Annotated in this window: 20 protein-coding genes; 2 read left to right on the top strand and 18 right to left on the bottom strand. The window is 70.5% G+C overall.

Going from position 1 to position 22416, the window contains the following annotated elements:
- Nucleotides 1–2: 2 nt before the first annotated feature.
- The 16 genes from BLS97_RS22285 to BLS97_RS22210 all read right to left on the bottom strand — a co-directional run bounded on the left by BLS97_RS22285 (nt 3) and on the right by BLS97_RS22210 (nt 17302).
- The gene (locus tag BLS97_RS22285; protein WP_090480776.1) at nt 3–284 is read right to left on the bottom strand and encodes a PAAR domain-containing protein; all 282 of its coding nucleotides are present in this window, start codon (nt 282–284) and stop codon (nt 3–5) included.
- A gap of 9 nt (nt 285–293) precedes the next feature.
- A complete protein-coding gene (locus tag BLS97_RS22280; protein WP_090482963.1) occupies nt 294–2114 on the bottom strand; it encodes a VgrG-related protein in 1821 nt (606 codons plus the stop codon).
- Between the two features lie 5 nt (nt 2115–2119).
- On the bottom strand, nt 2120–2887 hold the full coding sequence (locus tag BLS97_RS22275) for a CIS tube protein (protein ID WP_090482961.1): 768 nt from the start codon (nt 2885–2887) through the stop codon (nt 2120–2122).
- Entirely contained in the window at nt 2887–3318 is a 432-nt protein-coding gene (locus BLS97_RS22270) for a phage tail protein (protein WP_090480772.1), read from the bottom strand. The genes BLS97_RS22275 and BLS97_RS22270 overlap by 1 nt, the downstream gene beginning before the upstream one ends.
- Before the next feature lie 49 nt (nt 3319–3367).
- Nucleotides 3368–5899: a hypothetical protein gene (locus BLS97_RS22265; protein ID WP_157695632.1), complete on the bottom strand. Its 2532-nt coding sequence runs from the start codon at nt 5897–5899 to the stop codon at nt 3368–3370.
- A gap of 156 nt (nt 5900–6055) precedes the next feature.
- Nucleotides 6056–6217, bottom strand: a complete 162-nt coding sequence (locus tag BLS97_RS24375; protein WP_407938087.1) for a DUF6760 family protein — start codon at nt 6215–6217, stop codon at nt 6056–6058.
- Nucleotides 6214–6669, bottom strand: a complete 456-nt coding sequence (locus BLS97_RS22255; protein ID WP_231988260.1) for a hypothetical protein — start codon at nt 6667–6669, stop codon at nt 6214–6216. The genes BLS97_RS24375 and BLS97_RS22255 overlap by 4 nt, the downstream gene beginning before the upstream one ends.
- Nucleotides 6669–7112, bottom strand: coding sequence for a phage tail protein (locus BLS97_RS22250; RefSeq protein ID WP_090480765.1), 444 nt, complete (start codon nt 7110–7112; stop codon nt 6669–6671). The genes BLS97_RS22255 and BLS97_RS22250 overlap by 1 nt, the downstream gene beginning before the upstream one ends.
- Before the next feature lie 38 nt (nt 7113–7150).
- Nucleotides 7151–8698 carry a phage tail sheath family protein gene (locus BLS97_RS22245; protein ID WP_090482951.1) on the bottom strand — a complete coding sequence of 516 codons (1548 nt, stop codon included), beginning with the start codon at nt 8696–8698 and terminating at the stop codon, nt 7151–7153.
- A 100-nt stretch (nt 8699–8798) separates the two neighbouring features.
- A complete protein-coding gene (locus BLS97_RS22240) occupies nt 8799–9497 on the bottom strand; it encodes an eCIS core domain-containing protein (protein ID WP_090480762.1) in 699 nt (232 codons plus the stop codon).
- Entirely contained in the window at nt 9497–10162 is a 666-nt protein-coding gene (locus BLS97_RS22235; protein ID WP_197676318.1) for a helix-turn-helix transcriptional regulator, read from the bottom strand. The genes BLS97_RS22240 and BLS97_RS22235 overlap by 1 nt, the downstream gene beginning before the upstream one ends.
- Before the next feature lie 79 nt (nt 10163–10241).
- Nucleotides 10242–12329 (bottom strand): ATP-binding protein, encoded by a 2088-nt coding sequence (locus BLS97_RS22230; protein WP_090480759.1) that lies wholly within the window; start codon nt 12327–12329, stop codon nt 10242–10244.
- Nucleotides 12319–12939, bottom strand: a complete 621-nt coding sequence (locus BLS97_RS22225) for a DUF4255 domain-containing protein (RefSeq protein ID WP_090480756.1) — start codon at nt 12937–12939, stop codon at nt 12319–12321. The genes BLS97_RS22230 and BLS97_RS22225 overlap by 11 nt, the downstream gene beginning before the upstream one ends.
- A gap of 91 nt (nt 12940–13030) precedes the next feature.
- Complete coding sequence (locus BLS97_RS22220; RefSeq protein ID WP_157695631.1) at nt 13031–15313, bottom strand: zinc ribbon domain-containing protein; 2283 nt, start codon at nt 15311–15313, stop codon at nt 13031–13033.
- 87 nt (nt 15314–15400) lie between these two features.
- The gene (locus BLS97_RS22215; protein ID WP_090480749.1) at nt 15401–16396 is read right to left on the bottom strand and encodes an LLM class flavin-dependent oxidoreductase; all 996 of its coding nucleotides are present in this window, start codon (nt 16394–16396) and stop codon (nt 15401–15403) included.
- Between the two features lie 228 nt (nt 16397–16624).
- Nucleotides 16625–17302, bottom strand: coding sequence for a TetR/AcrR family transcriptional regulator (locus tag BLS97_RS22210; protein ID WP_090480745.1), 678 nt, complete (start codon nt 17300–17302; stop codon nt 16625–16627).
- A gap of 135 nt (nt 17303–17437) precedes the next feature.
- Here BLS97_RS22210 and BLS97_RS22205 point away from each other — a divergent pair, with 135 nt between their 5' ends.
- Nucleotides 17438–18970, top strand: coding sequence for an MFS transporter (locus tag BLS97_RS22205; RefSeq protein WP_090482944.1), 1533 nt, complete (start codon nt 17438–17440; stop codon nt 18968–18970).
- A 61-nt stretch (nt 18971–19031) separates the two neighbouring features.
- On the opposite strand, the gene BLS97_RS22200 is transcribed toward BLS97_RS22205, so the two are convergent.
- Nucleotides 19032–19931, bottom strand: coding sequence for an SDR family oxidoreductase (locus BLS97_RS22200; protein WP_090480742.1), 900 nt, complete (start codon nt 19929–19931; stop codon nt 19032–19034).
- Nucleotides 19932–20053: 122 nt separating this feature from the next.
- Between BLS97_RS22200 and BLS97_RS22195 the strand changes: the two genes are divergently transcribed.
- On the top strand, nt 20054–20641 hold the full coding sequence (locus BLS97_RS22195; protein WP_090480739.1) for a TetR/AcrR family transcriptional regulator: 588 nt from the start codon (nt 20054–20056) through the stop codon (nt 20639–20641).
- On the opposite strand, the gene BLS97_RS22190 is transcribed toward BLS97_RS22195, so the two are convergent.
- Entirely contained in the window at nt 20607–22382 is a 1776-nt protein-coding gene (locus BLS97_RS22190; RefSeq protein ID WP_157695630.1) for a Na+/H+ antiporter, read from the bottom strand. The genes BLS97_RS22195 and BLS97_RS22190 overlap by 35 nt on opposite strands.
- Nucleotides 22383–22416 lie beyond the last annotated feature (34 nt).

Here is a 22416-nt window from a genome sequence, read left to right as displayed (position 1 = left end):
GCTCATCCTCCGATCAGGACGGTGAATTCGCCGACGACGATCGGAGCGCCGCACGCGGCCAGGTCGCCGACGCGTGCGGCCGGCCGCCCGCCGATCAAGACCGTGGGGCAGCCCGGCGGAACGATGACGGTCGGTGGATGGACGGCCGGCGGCGGGAACGAGCAGATGTGTGGCGTGCCGACGGTGGCCGCCGGGCGACCGCCGATGAGGACGGTCGGCACGCCGGGCGGCCCGATCAGGCCGGGATGTGCTGTGGCGTCGCCGATCCGGGCGGCTGGGGGCATCTGATCCTCCTAGTTGATCTTGACGAGGGTGGCCGACACCGAGCAGAGGGCGCCCCCCTTGACCTCGGTGGTGGTGGAGCCCTCCAACTTGGCCGTCGTCCCGGTCAAGGCCAGCGCGCCGCCGGCCTTGACCGTGACCCCGCCGCCGCTGCTCTCCAGGCTCAGGCCGGTGGAGGCCCTGACCGCGATCTCGCCGCCCTTGAGTTCGAGCTTGGCCGACGCGGCGTCGATGACGATCCCTTTCTTGCCCTCGACGCGGACGGTGCCGTCGCTGTGGACGGTGACCGCGGTCCCGACGGCGTCGAGGGTCAGCTTCAACCCGTCCCCGGCCACCGCCAGGGTGATGCCCTCGACCCGTCCGTCATCGTCGAACAGGTCGATGCGATGCCCACGCCGCGACACCGTCGACCGACGGTTCACCCGTCCCGAATTTGCGTCCACCGCGTCCCCGCCGCCCACCCTGGGCGTGTCGACCCCGTTGAAGAGGCCGCCGACGACGTACGGACGGCGAATGTCGTTCTGCTCGAACAGGACCAGCACCTCGTCGCCGACTTCCGGGACCACCATCCCGCCGCGATCCTTACCGGCTCCGGCCTGCACCGTGCGGGCCCAGTCGCTGGTGTAGTCGTCCGACAGCCACGGCATCGACAACCGGACGCGGCCCTGCGCCTGTGGATCGTGGTTGTCGCTGACCAGGGCGACCATCGGGCCGGCCAGGCCGGCGCCGGTACCGGTCGCGCCGGCGCCGGTCAACCCGAGCAGGCTGCGTTCCTGCCGACCGGTGACCGCGAAACTGGTGGTGTACCCGGTCACCGGGTCGTATCGGTGGCGGGATGTGGTGATGGTGTACTTCCCGTCGAACGGCTCTCCGATGTTGGCCACCGAGATCGCCTGTCCGGCCACCAGTTGCGGGTTCCCGCGAGCCACGCCGTCGAATTCGGCGAAGCTGCCGGCGACCTGCTCGGCCATGGCGGTCGCCGCTGCGTCCACCTCGGCCTGGCTGCGGTAGGGAGTGTCCGTGCTGACCAACACGGGCGAGCCGAAGGTCTCGGCCAGCTTGGCCGGGTTGGCTCCGGGGAGGTCGGCGCTCGTCGTCCGGGCCGGGGCGGTGGAGACCAGAGCCTTCTTGGTCGCCAGATCCCACCCCCGCACCTGCACCTGGCTGACCTGTTCGGCCGAGGTCACCACGGCCCGGAACCGCAGCAGGTCGACCCCCTGCTGCAGGACGAGCGGATCCTCGGTGGGGCGGGCGGTGCCGACCGGCGCGGTGGAAGCCGATGTCGGCTTGGCGAAATCCAGTGCCCCGTCGGTGACCGACACCTCGACGCCGACCTCCCGGGCCAGCGACTGCAGGAATTCCCAGTCGGTGATCCCGCTCTGGGTCAGGTGCTCGTACACCGTGCTGGTCGGGTCCATTCGTCCCGACCGCAGACCGGCCCGTTTGGCCACCGCGGCGGCAACGTCGGCCGCCGTCACCTGCCGGTAGGTGTGGGTCCCTCGGCCGCGGAACAACCGGTGCGACTGGTCGTACCCACGGATGACGGTGAACGTTCCGGTGCTGTCGAAATCGGTTTCCACCGCGGTGATCTCGCCGTCGAGCAACCCCGTGGCGCCCCGGCCCCCGGCCACCTCCACCGAGATCTTCACCTTGGCACCGATTTTCGCTCCCGCTTTGGCCAACACGATGTGGTCGGGATCGCGGAACCGGAGGAGGAACAGGTCCGGCAGCAATCGGCTGTCGTCGACCACGGCCGAGACGAGGCGAGCGCGCACGTCATCGGGCAACGGCGAGCCGCCGATCTCGACGGCGAAGCTGGTGCTGGTGGGCATGACGGTCAACCTTCCGCGCGAGTGAGCTCTTCCGCATCGGGGAGCAACAGCGTGTATCCGGAACCGATGCGCAACGGGTCGTCGATGTCGTTGAACTCGGCCAGCTCCCGCCATCGGGTGGCATCGCCGTACTCGCGGTAGGCCATCGAGGCCAGGGTGTCGCCGCTGACCATGCGATGCACCTTCTTGGTGGTGAGACTGCCGGACGTCGGGTTCTGCTTGCCCTTGCCGCCCGGCATCTCCTCCAGGGACACCGTGCACACGGCGCGGATGGGCGTGCCGTCGGAGGCGAACACCGTGTACTTGGCGCTGACCGACGTGATGAACGCCGGAAAGCTCTTGATCGGGCCCCAGTGGAACTGCACCAGGGGGGGCGACGCGGTGGGTTTGTCGCTGCTCGGAACGCAGCAGTTGAAGAGTTTCTCGACCACGGCCACCACACTGCCGTCGTGCTTGCCCGAGGCGTCGAAGAACATCTCCAGGGTCAGCTTGCACGGCTCGGCCCCCTTGAACTCCGGCGGCGCCGCCTTCTGGGCCGACTTCGCCGGTTTCCGTTCCCACTTGGCCGTCTTGGCGATCGTCAGTTCCTTCGGATTGAACTGGAAGTCGATCTTGTCGAGTTGGGCTCCGAGGGCGGCCCCGCCGACCGCCGGTTTCGATTCGTGGACGGTGATGCTGGCCCGGTCGATCTGCGCGCGGTTGTCGCCGCCGAGCGGCATGGGCGCCGCGGGTGTCCCGCCCGCGTTGGCCGACAGAGCGGTCGCCTCACCCATCACGCCGCCCCGGGAAGGATTCCGTGATGGGCGATCTCGAGCGTCTCGGTGGCCACCTTGGGCGAGTCGTAGTTCAGGCTCGGGCCGGTCCAGCGCACCGGGATGACGCCGATCAACGACCACCGGGCGACCACGCGGTCGTCCCACGACATGGCCGAGATGACCCCGGTGGTCGGCTGCACGCCGTTGACCATCTTGGCGAACCAACCGGTGAGCTTGGCCGAATCGGCGCCGATCGGGCGGGACAGCTTGACGTTGGAGTACTTCAGGCGGGTCGGCAACTGCCAGACCATCGAGTTGTTCCCGCCCTCCTCCCGTTGTTCCATCACCATCTCGATGCCGAGCCCGTCACAGCTGTTGAAGACGCCGAGATCGTCGTCGTCGATGCTGACCGCGAAACAGACGCTAACCGCCGGATCGTTGGTGTCCATGCTCTTCTCCTGGTGCGATAGGTGTGGTGCGCGAACGATTCCCGTGCCGTCAGCGCCGCAGATCGGTGATCAGGCCGGCTCGTTCCCGCTCCATCCAGAGGGCGTTCCGGAGCAGGGCCGACATCGGATCCAGCAGCCGACGGGCCAGTTCGTCCAGGTCGGTGGGCAGCGGCTCGCCGGGGCCGGTCCCCGGGGTGGCCACGGCGGCGACCGCCGGGGACGCTCCGAGACCGGCCCCGGCGACCCCCGGAGGTGGGGTGGGACTGCTGGTCGTGATGGACGGGGAGCCGTTGCCGGTGTCGGTGCCGACGCTGCCGGGGAGGTCCGGCCGGGCGGTGCTGCCTGCGGAGGCGGTAGCGCCCGTCGGCCCGGTCAAGGACGAAGCAATTCCGGGGACAGGCGGGCGGCTCGGCCAGGCGGGCGATCCGGATGGGGCCGACGCACCGGCAATGAGGGGGAGGGCCGACGGAAAGCCCGGTAAGGACGCGGGAAGGGATGCCGGCCCGCCGCTCGGCAATCCGATTCCATCGGGTAGCCCGGCCGGGCCGGACGTCAGGTCCGGTTGATCCAGCGGGAGCTCGGGTCGATGGATCATCCGGTCCCCGAGCGCCGGCCGACCCAGCGGCAGCGCGGCCAGATCGGAAAGGGTTGGTCGAGCCGGCAGGTCGGAGGGCGACGGAACCCCGGGCAGCGACGAGACATCCGGGAGGGCCGGCCACGCCTGCGGCAGGTCGGACGCCGACGGCACGTTCGGCAGACCGGGCACGTTCGGGAGATGCGAGATGTCGGGTGCGCCGGGCAGGGTCGGGAGGTGCGAGAGGTCGGGCACGTTCGGGAGATTCGACATGTCGGGTGCGCCGGGCAGGGTGGGGAGGTGGGACAGGTTCGGCAGACCGGGCACGTTCGGGAGATGCGAGATGTCGGGTGCGCCGGGCAGGGTCGGGAGGTGCGAGAGGTCGGGCATGTTCGGGAGATTCGACATGTCGGGTGCGCCGGGCAGGGTCGGGAGGTGCGACATATCCGGTAGGCCGGGCATGTTCGATGCGTTCGGCACCGTCGGTAGGTGCGGCAGGTCGGGAAGACCCGGCACGGCCGGCGCCGCCGGAAGATGGGGCAGTTTCGGCACGGAGGGCATCTTCGGCAGCGACGGCAAGCCGGGCAGAGATGGGAACGTCTGCACCACGGGGCCGTCCCCACCGGGTCCGGCGCCGCTGGTGACGCGAGGAGCCCCGGACAACGCGCCCGCCGTCGCGGGCGAGGGCGAAGGTGACGAGCCGGGCGAGACGCCCGAGGCCCCGGCGGACGGGTCCAGGGCGGTGGCCTGGATCGGACCGGACAGCAGGTGGGCCAGTCCGATGAGCGGTTGGTCCGAGTCGATCCCAGCCGTCGGATCGGTCGCCGAGGTAGGCCCGGCTGGATCAACCGGGCTCGGCCGCTCGGTCGGCTTCTGCGCGGATTCCTGGCGCTGCAGGACGAATGGTCCTCGCCCCAGCTGCAGCGGCGGCTCGAGAGCGATCGGGCCGGGTGACGGTGCCCCATGCGGCCCGGGGCGGGCCGGCGCCGAGGGAGCCATGTCGCGGACCACCCGTTGGACGCCCACGAAGGGCGCGGACCCGGTCGAGTCGGGCGTCGGTGTCCCCGTCAACGGCATCCCGAGTCCGCGCTCGACGGCGGGGTCCGGAGGGACCGTCCTGGTCGTTGCCCCCGAGGTCGGCCGGTGCCCCGACGAGAGCGGCATCGACGTCATCGGACCCTCGGTACCGATCTCGACGGGCGAGGCCGGCGTGGGCAGCGGAGATCGGTCCGCCGGCGCAGCGTCCGGTACTCGCTGGGCGACGGGCGATGTCACCGGTGCGTCCGACGGCGAGAATGGCTGCGGGGATGACGACAGTGCCGATGGGACAACGGAATCCGTCGTCGCGGCCGTGTCGCCGCTGCGGTCCGCGCCGGTGGGTCGCCCCGCGGTGGGGACGACCGGCAACTCCAGCCGGGGGCCGGTGTCTACGGCCTGGACGGCCTGGGCCACCCGCTGCACCTGTGGCAGGGAAAGGGGCACCACCGGTACCGGCCAGGGCTCTGCCAGAAGGTGCGGCGCGGCCGGTTCGGTCGGCGCGGCCGGTTCGGCCGACCGGGTCAGATCCGTTGCCGAGGAGGTGGTCCGGGACTCCGACGCAGTCGAACCACCGTCGGCGGCGGGAAGACGCTGAGCTGCCCGGTCACCGCCCGGCCGGTCACCGCCCGGCCGGTCGCCGCCCGGCCGGTCGCCGCCCGGCCGGTCGCCGCCCGGCCGGTCGCCGCCCGCCCGGTCGCCGCTGGACCGAGCGGCGACATCGGGCGCCGAGATGATGCGTTGCAGCAGACGCCGCACCGGCGCCGCCCCGCGGCCCGCCGCCGGTGGGGCCGAGGCCAGGACCAGGTCGGGACCGGAGTTGTCGCGTACCGCCGAGACCGGGTGAGCCGTCACCGTTCCGGCCGGCCCGGCGGTGTCCAGCTGGTGGCCCAGCGGGCCGAGCAGACTGGGGTTGTAGGACGTCACCATCGACGGCGTGAAGTCCGGAGCCGCCGGGGGCATGGCCGTCACCGACCGCTGGATGGGCGGCAGCTCCCGCCACCCGGGAGTCGGTTCCAGGCCGAGCGTGGGTGCGGACCGTCCGGACGTCTGCTTCGCCGGCCCGGCGGGTCCCGGCGCCGGCGATGACGTCGGCGTCGCCCGCGGCCACCACCGTGCCATTGTGCGTCACTGCCCCTTCTGGATCCTGGTGTTGATCTTGGCTATCTCGGCGGCGTACCGGCGCCGTTCGGCGTGTTCGAGATCGAGGAGATCGTCGGCCGCCCAATGGAAGTGATAGGCGATGTACGCGACCTCCTCGTACAGCCGGTCCGGTGCGCACGTCGTTATTCCCCCAGGCGCCCACCGGCGATGTCGATCGCGAAATGGTGGTCGCAGTTGGGACAGGTGACCGCTGCGCGGGTGTGCCCCTCGGTGTTGAGCCGCCGATAGAGGTCCTGCAGGAACGCCAGATCGGTGGCGAACATGTTCTCGATGACGCCGGCGTGCACATCGCTGACGGTGCCGATCCGGGTGACCACCCGGGCCAGCAGCACGACGGTCAGATACGCCGGGTTCTCCCGCACGCGGTCGTCCCGGAGTGGCACCAGTTCGTCGCGGGCAGTCGCCAGGCGCATCACGCCGTCCCGGTGCACGGTCCCGCCGGCGTCCACGTAACCCCGCGGCAGCTGGAAGGCGAATTCGGTGCGGAACGGCTCGGGGCGGACCTCGACCTCCCGGGTCCGCTCCGCGGCCGGCCGCTCGGCCAGGGACACCGCCCCGTCGGCCGGACCCCGTCGCATCAGCCGACCTCCATCCGCTCGTAGGTGACCACCAGTTTCTCGGTGAGCACGCTGGTGTCACCGGCCTTGAGCGAGCTGATCTCCAGGCTCTTCGGCCACGCGTTGGTCAGCGTGTACCGCTTGAGCGCGTTGCCCTCGTAGTCGTAGACCACGACGGCCCCGTTCTTGCGGGAGTCGCTCATCTTCCCGAACTGCGAGTCCTTGACCCACTGCTCGAAGCTGGTGTCGTCGGTGAGGCCGCGGGTCAACGTCACCTCGCCGGCCTTCCACCGTCCGGGGAGTTTCTTGATGACGTACTTGCCGTCGACGCCGTTCTCCTTGAGCTCGATCACATCCTGTTCCATCTTCAGACCGCTCACCTCGGTGATCGATTTGATCTGGATGCCGTCGATCTCCAGGCCGAACGAATGCCCGACGCTCGAGTCAAAATCCGCCAGAGCCATTGCTGCACAACCTTTCCGCAGAGATTCGAGTGAGAGGACTATTCGCTGACCAAGCTGGTGCCGCCGGAGAACTGCGAGAGCTGGAAGATGACGAACTCGGCCGGTTTCACCGGGGCGACCCCGATCTGGCAGACGACCTGCCCGGCGTCGATGCCTTCGGCCGGGTTGGTCTCGCGGTCGCACTTGACGTAGAACGCCTCGTCCGGGGTGCGGCCGAAGAGTGCACCCTTGCGCCATTCCATGACCAGGAACGCCGACAAGGTGCGCCGGATCTTGGCCCACAGAGCGTCGTCGTTGGGTTCGAACACCACCCAGTTGGTGCCGGCCAGGATCGATTCCTCGAGATAGTTGAACAGGCGTCGAACGTTCAGATACCGCCAGGCCGGATCGGAGGACAGCGTCCGGGCGCCCCAGATGCGGATGCCGCGGCCGGGGAAGGACCGCAGAGCGTTGATCCCGACCGGGTTCAGCAGGTCGTGCTCGTTCTTGGTGATCTGCACCTCGAGCGAGATGGCGCCTCGCACGACCTCGTTGGCCGGCGCCTTGTGCACGCCCCGGGTGTCGTCGTTGCGTCCCCAGATGCCGGCCACGAATCCGGACGGCGGCATGTAGATGTTCGATTGCGATGCCGGGTCGGTGGCCTTGACCCACGGCCAGTACAGCGCGGCGAACTTCGAGTCGTACCCGGCCTTGTCGACCCGCCATTCCTTCACCTGCTGGGCGTTGAGACCGGGCGGTGGGTCCAGGATGGCAATCCGGTCACCCATCAGTTCGCAGTGCGCGATCATGGCCAGCTGCACCGACTGGACTGTCTCCAGATCGATCGCGCCCTGCTGGTAGGCGCTCATCAGGTCCGGGACGCAGACCATGGTGACCTCGTCGATCGCCTCCAGCCCGGAGAATCCGGTGCGTTCGGACACGTCGCCGACGTAGTCCTCGCTCGACAACCGCGCTGAGGGCACCGCCGCCGGCGGAGGGGGTGCGGTCAACGTGACGCTCGCCCCGATCGGGGGCGCGACCAGGGCGGCTCCGCTGGCCGCCTCCTCGATCTTGATGAGCTTGGAACCGGCGTTCACGGCGGTGGCCAGGTTCTGCCGTCCCCGTCCCGTACCGAGCCGGTCGAACTCCTCCAGAACCTGCTCGCCCTGTCGCACCACGAGCTTGAAGGTGCCCTCCGGGGCGTCACCCTCGGGTCCGCGGATGTCGACCGTGAGTTGCCCCTCCGGAGTGCCGGCGTCCAGGGCGACGAATCGGTAGCCGCCGGAGACCGCTTGCGGACCGGCCAACTCGGGCCGATGGGCGCGGCCGTTCCCATTGCCCGGCTCGGCCCCGATCCGGACGACGTAGGCGTTCCCGCCGCCGTTCTGGAAGTAGGCGTAGACCGACTGGGCCAGGTAGGAGCCGACGACGAAACCGCCGAAGGCGTTGGTGAACTGCGTCCAGTTGCTGACCAGGGTCGGGCTGTTGAACGGCCCCTGTTCGGCGAGCCCGACGAAGGCGGCGACGGCGGTGCCGACGCCTTCGATCGGACGGGATCCGGAATCGACCTCGTCGATGTAGACCCCGGGGGAGAGGTAGGTCGGCATGTGCACTCCTTGACGGTGGTGGGGACAACAGGTTCCGGTCGGCTCGGTCTGACTCCGGCCGCCGGTGATCGGCTCGCCCGGCACATCGGGTGCCGGAACGTCAGGACTCGACTTCCTCCGTCTCGTCCTCCCGTTGGACGTAGGTCTGCACCTCGTCCTCCTCGGTCACTTCCTCGCGCTGGACGGCGGCGCCCGCCCCCGGCACGGTGGTCGGGCCCCCGGCGGTCACCGGGCCGGACATGGCGGCGTCGGCGGTCGCCGCCGCCTCCCGTTCGAACCGGTCGCCCGGATCGCTGACCCTGACCCCGTTTCCGGAATCAGTGCCCTCGACCGGTCCGTTGCGCTGTTGGACGACGTGGGTCAATTCGTGGGCCAGCATGTGCCGGCCCGCCTCCGACGAGGGTTCGTACCGGCCCTGTTGGAACACGACGTCGTGGCCGACCGTGTAGGCCTGCGCGTTCACCGCCCTCGCCGACTGGTGAGCGGCCCCGTCGGTGTGCACCCGAACGTCGGAAAAGTCATGTCCCAGTGCCGCTTCCATGTCCGAACGGACGTCGGAGGCCAAGGGGGCACCGCCCGAGGACAGCACGTCGTGCACCGGTGACGCATCCGGCTCGAGTACCGACCCGACGCCGGCGTTGCCCACCATCCGCTGTAGACCCATCAGTCCGGCCGGACCGAGGACATCCGGACGCCCCTGACCGGCCGCCTGCCACATCGGCGACGACGGCTCCGGTTCGATCCGAGAGGCCTTAGGACGCAGGGCGGAGCCGGCCCGTTCGTGGTCGTGGTCGTGCATCAGATCAACCCCTCCCGCACGGCGTAGGCGACGGCATGGGACCGGTTCTTCAACTGGAGCCGGGTGGTCAGATCGTGCAGAACGTTCTTCACCGTCCGCTGGCTGTAGCACAGCTCGGCCGCGATGGCGGCGGTGTCGTGGCCGTCGGCGACCATGCGGAGCACCTGCGCCTCACGGTCGCTCAGACCGGAGAAGGCCAGACCGCGCGGGGCGAGGACCTGCCGCTGCAGTCGGCCCACCTGGCCGAGCAGTCGGCCGATCAGGTCGGCCGGGATCTCGCCGCCACCGGAGGCCACCTTCATCACGGTCCGCACCAACAGGTCGGGGGTGGCCTCGGTTCGGCGCAGCAGCCCGGCCACCCCGGCTTCGGCGGCGGCGACCAACGTGGCGTCGTCGATCACCCTGGCCACCAGTACGGTCCGCGGCACGCCGCCGCGCTGGACCGCCCGGAGCACCCTGGTCACCTCCTCGTCGAGCGTGTCGGCGACGATCACGGCCACTTCGGCCGCGTCGATCTCGCCCGGACCGAGCACTCTGATCTCCGGGCGCATCCGCAGCTGGCTGGCCACCCCGGCCTGCAGGATCGGGTCGTCGGCGTACACGTAGGTCGGGATGGGAGCGGGCACGAGATCCTCCGGGTGAGCAGATGTTTCGTTGCCGGCCATCCTCCGCACCGTCCTCAACGTGCGCTCAACAAATGCTCAACGCGGCCACAGAATTTCCGCGGCGCCGGGCGAGGCGGGCTCACCGTGCCGTGGACCGGGCCGTGTAGGGGGCGAACTCCCGATCCAGGACGAGCCGACCCAGCTTGCGGTACTCCTGGGCGATGGCCGACACCAGATCGCTCATCTGCACCGGACGGCCGGCACCGGCGGCCAGATAGGCGGCGGTGATCGCCGCGGACCGGATGTTGCCGCCGGACAGGCTGAACGACCGGGCGCAGAAGTCCAGGTCCAGGTCCGGTGCGCACGGCAGTGGGGGCGCCAGGCACCGATGCCAGAGGGCCGCCCGGGCTGCCTCGTCCGGGGCCGGGAAGTCGATGACCGAGTCGAGCCGGCGGGTGAACGCCTCGTCGATGTTGGACCGGAGGTTGGTCGAGAGGATGGCCAGCCCGTCGAAGGACTCCATCCGCTGCAGCAGGTAGGCACTCTCGATGTTCGCGTAACGGTCGTGGGCGTCACGGACCTCGCTGCGCTTGCCGAACACCGCGTCCGCCTCGTCGAACAGCAGCACCGCGTTGACCCCGCCGGCCTCGGCGAAGATGCGTTCCAGATTCTTCTCGGTCTCGCCGACGTACTTGTCGACCACGGTGGCCAGGTTCACCGTGTAGAGGTCCAGTCCGAGATCGGCCGCGATCACCTCGGCGGCCATCGTCTTGCCGGTGCCCGAGTCCCCGGCGAAGAGCGCCAGCACGCCACGACCACGCCCTCCGCCCGGCCGCATCCGCCAGTGGGCGAGGACCCGGTCCCGGTTCCGGGCGCGGATCGACACCTCCTGCAACTGCCCGATGGTGGCGGGTGGCAGGACGAGATCGGGCCATCCGACGGCCGGTTCGATCCGCCGGGCCAGCCGCTCCAGGCCGGCCGCGTTCTGGGCCATGGCGCCCCGCCGCAGCAATCCCGCGTCCAGCGGGGTCCGCTGGAACCGGGCCAGGGCGGTGGCCGCACTCACCGCCCGGTCGATCTGGTCCGGCCCGAGCACCAGCTGCGCGCCGGACGCGCTCTCGGTCCAGGCGGCCAGTGCGCCGTCGTCGTCGGTGCGGGCCAGGGCGTGTCGCCACAGCCCGGTCCTGGTTCCCGCGCTCATCTGACCGGCGGGCACGATCAGCGGCACCAGGGAGCTCCATGACGGGTCCCAGTGGACCGAGCCGACCAGGGCGAGGGGGAGCCCGATCGCCGACAGGCGTTGGAGCGCACCGGGTACGGCGGCCAGGGCTTCGATCGGATGGGCCAGCACCAGGCCGCCGGTCAGGGCGGCCTCGCGGGCGACGACCGTCACCAGGTCGGCGGTCGGCGGGTAGGGCGGCCAGCGGGTCAGGTCGAGACCGATCAACGGGCGGCCGGCGCGGGTCGCCGCCGCCACCACCAGTCCGGTGCCGGTACCCGGGGCCGATTCCCGGACGTACACCAGAGGCTCGCCGGCCAGCAGGCAATCGGCCAGGGCGCCGACCAGCGGGCCGTCGAGCGGACGGCGCTCGGTCAGGAGCTCCAGCAGTTGCTCGTCGGGGGTGTCGTCGCCGAGCAGGTGCGCGGTCACCCGGTCCGGAATCCGCAGTCCGCGGCTCAGGAATGGGCGGTCCGGTTCCTCGATGGTCAGCAGTCCGGTCCGCACCAGCGGCGCCGCGGCGTGCAGCCGGGCTCGGGCGGCACCGTCGGTGGCCGGTATCCGCAACAGTTCCAGGGCCAGGCCGATGGTGGCCCGGCGGCGGGTGACGTCGTCGTTCAGGTAGGCGTAGAGCTTCTCGAACCGGCTGTCCAGGTCGGGAACCAATGCCACCAGCAGCAGCTCGACGTCCAGTTCGGTCAATTCGGCCCGGCGGGCCAGGAGGCGCAGCCTCGACGGTCCGCCGACCCGTTCGTCCTCGTCGGCCGCGGCCTCCACCACCCGAAGCCCATCCCGATCGGCGGGCGGCACCGGGTCCGGTTCCGACAGCACGTGTTCGATCGCCGCTTCGGACAGGTACAGACCCCGGAACGGATCATCCGGCGCCGGGTCGTTGCGGCGCCGGTGCTCGATCAGCCGGCGGACCTCCGTTTCCAGCCGGCGGGCCCGGGCCAGTAGGTGGGCCACGCCCGCCGGCTGCGCGACGACCGCGGACCGGTCATCGAGCACGGCGGACCCGGGCCCTTCTCGTCTCGGCCGGCGCGCGGCCGTCGACGCCTTGCAGGCCGACGGTCAGCGGGGCCTGAACCTCGCTCGCGGCCGGGTAGGAACGGCCGCTGTCGGTCGGCGCCGACACGACGACGTCCAGCGACGGCTTGAGCTCGCCGCCCAGTGCCGTCCAGACGTCGGCGAACGACCGGTCCTCCGGTGGTGGCAGGGCCACCGACACGGGGACCGGCAGTCCGATGTCGGCCAGGGATCCGGTCAGCACGTCGCCCGGCAGCGCGTCGTGGCGCAGGAAGCAGGCCAGCAGGGAGGCGAGCAGCCGGTGCTCGTCCTCCGGCCGCTGGGTCCAGGCGGTCACCAGGTACGACAGGCTGAAATAGCGGGGCGGCAGCCGGCGGCTGACCACCCGGTCGTCGGAATACTCGTTGATCAGGCCCCGCTCCCGGCGACGCAGGTCCTCGCGGATGTCGTAGAGGTAGACGTCGATGGTCGGGACGTTGCGCCGCCCGGCCCATTCCTTGGTCGGTGCGTCCAGCACGACTTCCACGTCCGACGAGTCGGCCGCCTCCCGCTCGATCAGCGCGCGCAGGGCGCTGTCCACCTCGGAGATCACCCGTCAACCCTCCGCCCCCGGCGGGGCCCGGTGAAGGCGCCGCGGGCACATCGGGAGGGAAGCGCCGATTGCCTTTTCGGGCAGGGGTCACTCAGCGACGCCCCACCACGCCGCCGGCGAATGCGCACACCGCGCCGGTGGCCACCATGATCAACCCGATGCCGGGGCCGAACGTGTCGGCTCGCACGACGAAGGCCAGTGAGAACCCGACCACGAACAGGAATCCGAGCATCGCCATGGTCCGGATCAATCGACCCTTGGTGCCGGTCAGACCGAACAGCGTCAACGTCGCGAACAGCAGGACGATCAGGCCCGCCGAGATCAACGCGGCCGGGACGTGGCGCAGTTGCTCGGCGCTGGTGTGCAGCGGCTTCAGGCTGATGTTGGTGTCCTCGGCGAACTCCGGAAGGGAGAAGTTGATGCCGGTGATCCGCCGTGGGGCGGTGGTCCAGGGCAGGAAGACACCGGCGATCATCAGCAGGCAGCCGAGCAGGGTGAGGAGCCGTCCGATCATCGGGCGCCGGTCCGACGACGTCTGGATCAGGCTGCCGGTGGTCGACACCTCGCGGCGCTCGTCCACCGCGGTGACGGTGATCTGCCGGGTCAGTTCCTTGCCCCGCTCGGGGCGGGAGGCGCGCAGGTGCAGGCGCGACGAGGCCCATCCGCCGGGCGGTATGTCCAGCCACGACGGCTGGAAGTCGAAGCGGACGGCCCGTTCCGGGTCGGATCCTTCGAGCTGGATGCGGGCCGGGACAATGCTCTCCCGGTTGTCGGCGATCAGGGTGACGACGGCGTCGGAGGCGTCCTGGATCCGCACCACACTGGGGTCGAGCCGAAGCTCCAGGATGGATGCCGAGGATGTCTGGACGAACGATCCAGTCCCTTCCACCCGGCGGCCGTCGTGGCTGGTCCCGACCACGGTCAGGGGCCGTTCGACCTCCTGGCCGTCGGGCGGGAGAGCGGCGTCCACGCGCAGTTGGGCGGTGAGGATCTCGCCCGGCCCGATCTGGACGACCGGTGGTCCGAATCCGAAGCGCACCGCCCGCTCGGGGTCGGAGCCGGACAGCGTCACGGTCTGCGGACGCCGTCCGGATCGGTTGTCCAGCACCACGTTCAGATATCCGGCGCCGGCGTCCCGGACGCGCAGGATGTTCGGTTCCAGCCACAGGGCCAGGTTCTGGGCCGAGGTCGACTGGGTCAGCGTGCCGGTGGCGGCGATCTCTCCGCGGCCGTCGTGGGCGCCGATGGTGAACCGGCGGGAGATCTCCTGTCCCGGTTCTGGCTCGGGCGCCTCCAGGCGCACGGTGCACACCCCGGCCCCGCCGGGCGGGACGACCAGCACCGGCGGGGTGAAGGTGAAACGCACGGCTCGCTCGTCATCGGAACCCTGCAGGGTCAACCGCACCGGCCTCGGACCTCCGGCCACGGCGGCCACCAGGCGGATGGTGGCCGCGCCGACGTCGCGGATCTTCGTCACGCTGGGCTCGAGTCGAAGGTCCACCTGCTGGGCGGTGCTGGCCTGAGTGAAGGTTCCGGTGGTGGTGAACTCGCGCGTGCCCTCGATGGCGGTCACCGTGAAGGACCGCGTCAGTTCCTGGCCGGGCGGCGGTTCCGGTGCCTGCAGCCGGACCCTGGCCGTGGCCTGGCCGCCGGGCGGAATGTCGAGCCGTGCGGGCTCGAAGATGAAGCGCACGAGCCGTTCCGGGTCAGATCCTTCCAGCCGCAGGCTCAGCGGGCGATTGCCGCCGGTGTTCTCGGCCAGCAGTTCGGTCTGACCGCCCGACGTGTCCCGGACCCGGACGATGCTGGGCGTGACGGTGAGCGTCACCGGGCCGTCCACCACACCGACCGTCAGGTCCACCCGCTGCGAGACCGCGACGCCCTGGTGGGCGGAGGAGCGCACCCGCAGATCGATCGGATATCGCCCGGCCGGCGCCATCGGAGCCGGCACCAGGCCGATGCGCAGGTCCACCGATTGATCGGCGTTCGGCAGGAGGCGCACCTCCGCCGGGACGGCGGTGACGAAGGGGGGCGCCGACAGGAGCTCGACGGTGAAGCGGTCGACGACGCTGGACAGGTTGATCACGTGCACCGAGACCATGGCCGGCTCCAGGCCGGGGATGACCGAGATCGTCGTGGGCTCGACGGCGATCCGGAGCCGCTCGCCGGCCCGTCGTCCGGACCCCGGGTCGACGGCCGGCGGGGAGGTGCCAGGTCGCACTGCGGGCACTCCGCCGACCGGGAGCAGAACCGTACGTTCATCGGGCCCGTTCGCCGGGTCCCAGGCCAGATAGGTGTTGCAGGAGTTGCAGAACTCCGTCATGGGCGAGTTGCTCTCACCGCACGACGGGCACACGAGTTCCGTCACTGCCATTGGTCGAGCGTGCGCAGCTTCGGGTTCCGCATCCAGCGCCCGCCAGCCCGCCGTTCGGACCGTGGATCCTGCCCGAACGGGCAGCGATCAGCGGGCCGGGACGGTGTCCATCGCCTCGGCGGTCAGCTGCACCGACCGCAGCCGGGCGGTCACCGAGGAGGCCTGGTGGGCGATGATCAGTTCGTCGGCGTCCGCGTGCCGGGCGAAGTCCACGAGGTAGTCCCGGACGGCGTCGGGAGTGCCGACCGCCGAATAGCGCACCATCTGCTCGATCTGCCGGCCCGCGTCCGACTCCAGAACGAGGTCGGCCTCCTCATCGGTGAACGTGCGGCCGCCGCGGCCGAACAGGGCGCCGACCCGGGCCCGCTTCACCAGGTGCAACTCCGCCTCGGCGGTGGCGAGGTCGTCGGCGGCGACCACGTTCACCCCCGCGATGGCGTGGGGGGCGTCCAGCTGCGGTCCCGGCCGGAACTCCTCCCGGTAGATGGAGATGGCGTCGTGCAGCGATCCGGGCGCGAAGTGCGAGGCGAACGCGAACGGCAGGCCGAGGGCGGCCGCCAGTCGCGCCCCGAAGAGCGACGATCCTAGGATGTACAGCGGAACGTCGGATCCGTTGCCGGGCACCGCGTTCACGCCCGCGACCACGGTTTCCCCCCGCAGGTAGCCCTGCAGCTCCAGCACGTCCTGCGGGAAGCGGTCGGACGAGGAGGCGTCGCGCCGGAGCGCGTACATGGTGGCCTGGTCGGAGCCGGGCGCCCGTCCGAGCCCGAGGTCGATGCGGCCGGGGTGGATGGCGGCCAGGGTGCCGAACTGCTCGGCGATGGTGAGCGGGGAGTGGTTGGGCAGCATGACGCCGCCCGCCCCGAGCCGGATGCTCGTGGTGTGGGCGGCCACGTGCGCGATGAGCACACTCGTCGCCGAGGAGGCGATGGAGGCCATGTTGTGATGCTCGGCGTACCAGACCCGTCGGTAGCCGAAGGTCTCGGCCTGCCGGGCCAGGGCCACGCTGGCCGCGATGGCTTCGCCGGCGTCCTGGCCCTTGTTGATCGGTGCGAGGTCGAGGATCGAGAGTGGAAGGTTCACCGAATTTGCAACCTCGCCCGGCGGGCGGGTATTCCGGTTTCCCCGCGGGTAACGTCGGGTACTGGAACAGGTTCCAAGAAGCGGTCGGTCCGCGGCCGCGCGAGCGGAAGTGGAGACCGCCGTGAGCATGCCGACACCGGTTCCGGACATCCCCGATCCGGCCCACCCATTGCCCACCCCCGAGCCGGGTCGCCCGCTGCCGACCCCCGAGCCGATCGAACCGCCGCCCTATCCGCCGGATCCGCTGGCGCCGCCGAGCCCGTTCGATCCGCCGGCCCTGTAGATGTCCTCGTCGGGCGCGGCGACCGGCAGTGGAGTCGGTGCCGTCCGCCTCGTCCGCAGCCCGTCGAGGAACAGCACCAGATAGCGGCGCCAGAGGTCAGGCGGTGCCAGTTCGTTGACCGAGCCGACGATGGTGCCGAGCACGGAGAAGTCGGTGAGTTCCACGTCGGGGCGTAGTTGTCCCTGCTCCTTCGCCCGGGTGAGCAAGGCTGCGACCGCCGGCACCAGTTTGTTCTTGGCCTCGATCGAGCAGTCGGCCCACCGGCCGGACATCTCCATCAGTTCCCGGAGCCCCCGGTCGTGCATCTGCATGGCGATGCTGCCCTCCAGGAAGTCGACCAGACCGGCCCAGGCGTCCGGATTCTGCGCGCTGACCCGGGCGAGCTCGGTGAGCTCCCCGAGCCGGTGGGTGAGCAGCGCCTCGATGAGTTCGTCCCGGTGCGGAAAACGTCGGTAGACGGTGCCGGCGCCGACGCCGGCGCGGCGGGCGATCTCGTCAAACCCGGCGTCCAGTCCCTTCTCGGCGAAGACGTCGGCCGCGACCTCGAGGATGAGTCGGCGATTGCGTTCGGCGTCGGCCCGCAGCGGACGGGCGCTCGCGTCGGCGCGGGCAGCGGTGGTCATGGCCCGATCCTACGGGAGACGGAAAGAGCTTTCCGGTTCTTGTGTTCCGCGTCACTATGTGGAGCAACCCTCTCCACTTTCGGCTAGCTTGATCGAAGCGGAAGGAACCTTCCGATTCTGACCATGGAGGCCGTGATGTCCACCAGTACTGCCCGGATCGATCAGGACGGGGCGGCGGCATCAACCATCACGCCCGCGCCCCTCGAGCAGGAGACGGCTTCCGGCCGGCAGCATTCGCGCCGTTGGTGGGTCCTCGTGGTGGCGGCACTGGCGCAGTTGGTCGTCGTCCTCGACGCCACCATCGTCAACATCGCCCTGCCGACGGCCCAAGCGTCCCTTGGGTTCTCGAACGACAATCGGCAGTGGCTGGTGACCGGCTACGCCCTCGCCTTCGGTGCGCTGCTGCTGCTCGGCGGGCGCCTGAGTGACCTGTTCGGCCGCCGCCTGATGTTCACCATCGGCCTGCTCGGCTTCGGTGCCGCCTCCGCGCTCGGCGGCTCGGCGAACAGCTTCGGCCTGCTGCTGACCGCCCGCAGCCTCCAGGGCGTGTTCGGCGCGTTGGTCGCCCCGGCGGCCCTTTCCCTGCTGACCGTCACCTTCACCAACGCGGCGGAACGAGCGCGAGCCTTCGCCATCTTCGGCGCGGTCGCCGGCAGTGGTGGCGCCATCGGGCTGATCCTGGGCGGTGCGCTCACCGAGTACGCCTCCTGGCGCTGGTGCATGTTCGTGAACGTTCCGCTGGTCGTGCTGGCCGTGATCGGCGCGGCCCTGCTGCTGCCCCGCCAGAACAAGGCCGAGGTCAAGCCGAAACTCGACCTGCCGGGAACGATCGTCATCGTGCTGGGCCTGGTCTCGCTGGTCTACGGACTGGCCCAGGCCGAGACCAAGGGCTGGACCAGCGGGGTCACGCTCGGCTTCATCGCCGCCGGCCTCGTGCTGATCGCGGTGTTCGTCAAGGTCGAGACCACGGTGTCGCACCCGTTGTTGCCGATGCGGATCCTGGCCGACCGGACCCGCGGTGGCGCCTACGCCGCCGTCGGGATCGTCGGGGCCGGCATGTTCGCGGTCTTCCTGTTCCTGACCTACTACCTCTCGACCATCCTGGCGTTCACTCCACTCGAGACCGGACTGTCGTTCCTGCCGATGATCGGCGGGCTGATGGTCTCGGTCCAGCTGACGCCGTCGGTCGTGAGCCGGATCGGAGCCAAGGTCCCGGTCCTGGTCGGTATGGCCGTGGCCGCGGTCGGCATGCTCATGCTGACCCAGCTCGACCTGCACAGTGCCTACACGGCGAACATCCTGCCCGGCCTGGTGGTCATGGGCCTCGGTATCGGCGCCGTCATGGGTACCTCGTTCGGAGCGGCCACCCAGGGTGTTGCCGCGGCCGACGCCGGCGTGGCCAGCGCTGTGGTCAACACGGTCCAGCAGATCGGTGGCTCCATCGGAACGGCGGTACTGAGTGCGGTCTCGGCCGCCGCGGCCACCAACTACCTCGTCGGCAAGCAGGCCACTCCGGCCAATGTGGCGCAGGCCGCGATGGACAGCTACACCACCGCCTTCTGGTGGGCGGCCGGTATCTTCACCCTGGGCGCGGTCGTCTGCGGGTTGCTGCTGCGGCACGGCGCGGTGGCGGTCGACCCGGAGGCCCCGAAGGTCATCGCCCACTGATCCCGTCCCGCCTCGAGCGGCGGGCGGCTCGCGGAAACGCGTGCCGCCCGCCGCTTTTCGCTCATCCGACGGCGGAGTACGCACCGGTATCGATGTCCTCGACGAGCCCGGGGCCGGTGGGGGTCCACCCGAGCAGCGCCTGCGTCGCCGCGCTGGAGGTCGCACCCTCCATGGCGAAGTAGCGGCCGATCCAACCGAAATGATCGGCGACGTCGCCCGGGTCGATCGAGACCACCGGCAGGTCGAAGGTCCGCCCGATGGCCTCGGCGATCTCCCGGGTGGGCACACCTTCCTCGGCCACCGCGTGCAGGCGGGATCCGGCCGGCGCCTTCTCCAGGGCGAGCGCCACCAGCCGGCCGGCATCGGACCGGTGAACCGCGGCCCAGCGGTTGGTACCGGCGCCGGGATAGCCGGAGACGCCCTTCTCGCGGGCGATCCCCGCGATCACCGAGATGAACCCGTGGTCACCGGCTCCGTGGACGGTGGGTGCGAAGCGCAGGCTCACCGTGCGGACGCCCCGGTCGGCGAACTCCAGGGCGAGGTTCTCGCTGCCGCCGCGAGGTGACTCCGGACCGTGGAACGGCGACCGGTCGGTCTCCACGGCCGGCCGGCCGTGGGCCAGGCCGACAACCCCGGACGCCAGCAGGAACGGCCGGTTGCTGCCGGCCAGTGCGTCCCCGATGGTCTGAACGGCGCCGCGCTCGGCGGCATTGGACACCGCCGGGTCCGCGAAGTCGTGTTTGTTGGCCAGGTGGACCACCGCGTCGGCCGCTTCGGCTCCGGCGCGGATGCTCTCCAGGTCGTCCAGATCGCCGCGGCGAACGTGAGCACCTTTGGCCTCGACGGCGGCGGCGGACGCGTCGGAGCGGGCGAGGCCGGTGACCTCGTGGCCGGCGGCGAGCAACTCGTCGACGGCGGCGGATCCGATCCATCCGGAGGCTCCGGTGACGAAAACACGCATGATCTTCTCCTTCGGCCCCGCCCACCAGACGGGCGGGGCAATCGGGGTGACGGCAGACTGATGTCAGCCGCAGACATCAATCTACATCTGACGACAGGCGCTGTCATCACTACACTGCACCCATGGCGCGATGGGAACCCGGTGCACGAGAACGCCTGCAGGTCGCAGCGCTGGAGTTGTTCGCCGCCCGGGGCTTCGAACAGACGACGACCGCCGACATCGCCCAGGCGGTCGGACTGACCGAGCGCACCTTCTTCCGCCACTTCGCCGACAAGCGTGAGGTGCTGTTCTTCGGTCAGGAGCAATACCTGCAGGCGTTCCTGGACGGAGTCGAGGCGGCGCCCGACGCCGCGGCGCCCCTGGAGATGGTTGCCTCCGCGCTGAATGCGGCGGCGCGGCTCTTTCCGAACGAGCGTCGGGGCTACTCGAGGGCTCGGCAATCGGTCATCGAGCGGAACCCGGCTCTGCAGGAGCGGGAGCGGCACAAGTTCGCCGAATTGGCCTCGGCCGTGGCCGGGGGCCTGCGCGGCCGGGGCGTCACCGAACCGGCCGCCACCCTGGCCGCGGAGTCGGCGGCCACCGTGTTCGGCATCGCCTTCGCCCGGTGGATCGCCGAGGGGGAGGACCGCCCGTTAGCGCAGATCGCCTCCGATGTGCTCGGCGAACTGCGGAACCTCACGAGTCCGGTGTCCCGGGCGACGACGACCTGATCGTCGGGCCGTCGGCCCGCTGCTCGTCGAGCATGACGGCGCCGACGTCGGCATCATCGACCGGCCCGCCGCCGTCCACTGCTCTCGATTGGTCCGACTTGGTGTCGTCCTCGGTCGGGGGGCCGGCGTCCATGCCGCGGGCCTCGTCGTCGGCGCTCGGGATCTCCTCGAGGTGACCCTCGACCGCGCGGCCGCGACGTTCCAGCAGCGCCTCCTCCAGATCCAGGTCGTGCTGCATCTCGATGAGCACGTTCTCCGACAACTCACCGCTGTTGCGCATCGAGACGATCACCGATCGCTCGATGCCCAGGAGGGAGCGTCGCCAGTCGGACAGGATGCTCAGTCGTTGGCCGAAGGCCCGCGACTTCCCCTCGTCGTCCCAGTTCCGCCAGTCGCGCAGGCCCGCCCACTTGCGCATCAGGTCGGCCTGACGGTCCGACAGCTGCCCGGCCTCCACCAACTCGTCGACGCGTCGATTGATCGCCGCATTGACCTCCGCGTGGGCTGATGCCCGCTCCCGGAGATCGTCGACCGTGCGGTCCTCGGTCAGATGCAGACGCCGGATGAGCAGCGGCAGGGAAGGGCCCTGCAGGCCCAATGTCCCGATGATCACCGCGATCGTGCACACCAGCAGGAGCGATCGGTAGGGCGTGTGCAGCGGCAGGGTCTGCGCGGCGGCCAACGAGACCACCCCCCGCATCCCGGCCCAGGACAGGGCCGCGACCCCGGCCACCCCGGTGGCCGCCGTGGTGACCGGGATCAACCGGACCGCCAGGTGGATGGCGTACAGCCAGAGCGGTCGACTCAGGATCACCGTGGCCAGCACCACCACGATGGCCGGGAGTACCTGATGCCCTTCCATGTCCAAGGAGGCGAAGACCCCTCGCAACTGCAGCCCGACCAAGGCGAACACCGTTGCCTCGAGGGTGAACCGCAGGGTGGCCCAGGTGGCGTCCTCGGTCAGCCGGACGGCCACTGCCACCTCCGCGGGGGAGCGGTGGCCGATGATCAGGCCGCTGACCACGACCACCAGGACTCCCGACGCGCCGGCACTCTCGCCCACGACGTACGCGGCGAACGGGCACAGCAACGTCATGGCCGTGATGGTCAATGCCGACCCGATGTGCCGACGGCCGTAGGCCACGGCGAAGCCGATCGCGGCCCCGATCAGCAGGCCCCCGACCGATGCCCAGGCGAATTCACCGGTGGCGTGCAGAAAGGACACGGAGCCGGCGCCGATGGTGGCCACCGCCACCTTGAGCGTCACCAGTGAGGTGGCGTCGTTGAAGAGCGACTCGCCCTCCAGGACGGTGAGCAGATTGCGGGGCAGGCCCACCTTGCGGGCGACGGCCACCGCGGCCACGGCATCCGGCGGGGCGAGAATGGCGCCGAGGGCCAGGGCGGCTCCGAACGGGATTCCGGGAAGCACCGCGGTGAGCGCGAACGCCACCGTGAACGCGGTCAACAGCACCAGTAGGACCGCCAGTTGCACGATCGGGCGGAGCAGGGCACGAAGGGCCACCGCGGAGGATTCGAAGGCGGCCCCGAACAACAAGGGCGGCAGCAGGACCGACAGCACGACCTCCGGGCTGACCTGGTAGGCCGGGATGCCCGGGAGGAAGGAGACCGCGAAACCGGCGACGACCAGCAGGATGGGCGACGGGATGGAGAGCCGTCGGGCCAGGGCGGTCACCAGCAGGACGCCGGCGAGAAGCCCCAGGACAGGCAAAGTGATGATCATTGATCCGCTTGTTCCCCGTTCGGGGTGATCCGAG

The sequence above is a fragment of the Nakamurella panacisegetis genome (assembly GCF_900104535.1).
Classification (GTDB): Bacteria; Actinomycetota; Actinomycetes; order Mycobacteriales; family Nakamurellaceae; genus Nakamurella; species Nakamurella panacisegetis.
This window is presented reverse-complemented; position numbering and strand designations above follow the sequence as displayed.